This window comes from Candidatus Symbiopectobacterium sp. (assembly GCF_020054415.1).
Classification (GTDB): domain Bacteria; phylum Pseudomonadota; class Gammaproteobacteria; order Enterobacterales; family Enterobacteriaceae; genus Symbiopectobacterium.
This window is the reverse complement of record NZ_JAHWCO010000627.1, coordinates 1-1,325: the sequence shown is the minus strand read 5'-3', so window position 1 is coordinate 1,325 and position 1,325 is coordinate 1. Positions and strand designations below refer to the sequence as shown.

The window sequence follows — 1,325 nt, the reverse complement described above, 5'->3', positions numbered from 1 at the left end:
GGCATCTGCGAGCGCTTCCATAAAACCATTTTGCAGGATTTTTATCAGGTTACGTTCCGCAAGAAGTTATATGGAGACCTGGAAAGCCTGCAGGTAGATATGGACAACTGGTTGTGGCATTACAATAATGAGCGAACTCATCAGGGAAAAATGTGCTGCGGGCGTACGCCGGTGGCCACTTTACTCGATGGAAAACGGATCTGGGCAGAAAAGAATCTGAACCAGATGTAATCTGATAGACACCTGTATAAATAATCGGTAACTGTCAGATCAGATCTGAGCTAGTACAGTTTTTATCCATAGCGCGGATTTTCCTTTAAAAACCACCGATCCTGATTTTGGACGAGGCGACCTCCGCGTTAGATACGGCAACTGAACAGGCTATTCAGCAATAGCTAAGCGAACTATCAAGCGGGCGTACGACGCTGGTGATCGCACACCGCCTGGCGACTATCCAGAACGCCGATCGTATCGTGGTGGTGGATGAGGGACGGAATATTGAGCAAGGCAGTCATCAGGATCTGCTCGATAATAGCGGCAGCTATGCCCGTCTGCATCAGGCCCAGTTTGGTCAGGCGTAACGGCTTCATCGAGATGCTGTCATCTTCAGGCGAGAGCGCTGCCTCTCGCCGTTTTCCTCCCTACTCCCTTTTTCCCCGCTTTTTTTGACATTCATGGTATCTCACCCAGTAAAATGCATTAATTGAAATAGCCGGATGAGAGGCCAACCATGGCACGAAAACCGATGGGAAAATATCGTCTGCGAGAACTGCGCACCGTTCTGCTAATGATCGATCTTTTATGAAAAGCATCATCCCGCAGAGGTGGAGTACGGCGATCGCTACCAGCAACTTTCTGCCTATGCCACTAACCGCCTTGAGCGCTATCAGTTTGGCGAAGAGAAGCCGGCCTGTAAGCATTGCCCAATCCATTGCTATCAACCGGCCAAAAGCGCGAACAGATTCGCGCTATTATGCGCTGGTCGGGACCGCGCATGTTAATTTGTACTAGCTCAGACCTGATCTGACAGTTACCGATTATTTATACAGGTGTCTATCAGATTACATCTGGTTCAGATTCTTTTCTGCCCAGATCCGTTTTCCATCGAGTAAAGTGGCCACCGGCGTACGCCCGCAGCACGTTTTTCCCTGATGAGTTCGCTCATTATTGTACTGCCACAACCTGTTGTCCAGATCTACCTGCAGGCTTTCCAGGTCTCCATATAACTTCTTGCGGAACGTAACCTGATAAAAATCCTGCAAAATGGTTTTATGGAAGCGCTCGCAGATGCCGTTCGTCTGCGGAGACATCGCCTTCGTTTTCGT

At 49.1% G+C, this 1,325-nt stretch carries 3 protein-coding genes and 2 pseudogenes; 4 read left to right on the top strand and 1 reads right to left on the bottom strand.

The genetic code is table 11. The features are described from left to right. The 4 genes and pseudogenes from QZ506_RS18310 to QZ506_RS21700 all read left to right on the top strand — a co-directional run. The coding region (locus QZ506_RS18310) for an integrase core domain-containing protein (protein ID WP_291973017.1) at positions 1–231 on the top strand (231 nt) is incomplete at its 5' end. Positions 232–293: 62 nt separating this feature from the next. Further along, positions 294–581 (top strand): annotated as a pseudogene (locus tag QZ506_RS18305) (multidrug ABC transporter ATP-binding protein); the annotation flags it as partial. A 243-nt stretch (positions 582–824) separates the two neighbouring features. Next, positions 825–893, top strand: a pseudogene (locus tag QZ506_RS21705) (hypothetical protein); the annotation flags it as partial. 80 nt (positions 894–973) lie between these two features. Continuing rightward, positions 974–1,027 (top strand): hypothetical protein, encoded by a 54-nt coding sequence (locus QZ506_RS21700; RefSeq protein WP_367273037.1) that lies wholly within the window; start codon positions 974–976, stop codon positions 1,025–1,027. A gap of 34 nt (positions 1,028–1,061) precedes the next feature. On the opposite strand, the gene QZ506_RS18295 is transcribed toward QZ506_RS21700, so the two are convergent. Next, a partial coding sequence (locus QZ506_RS18295; RefSeq protein WP_291973016.1) for an integrase core domain-containing protein occupies positions 1,062–1,325 on the bottom strand: 264 nt, incomplete at its 5' end.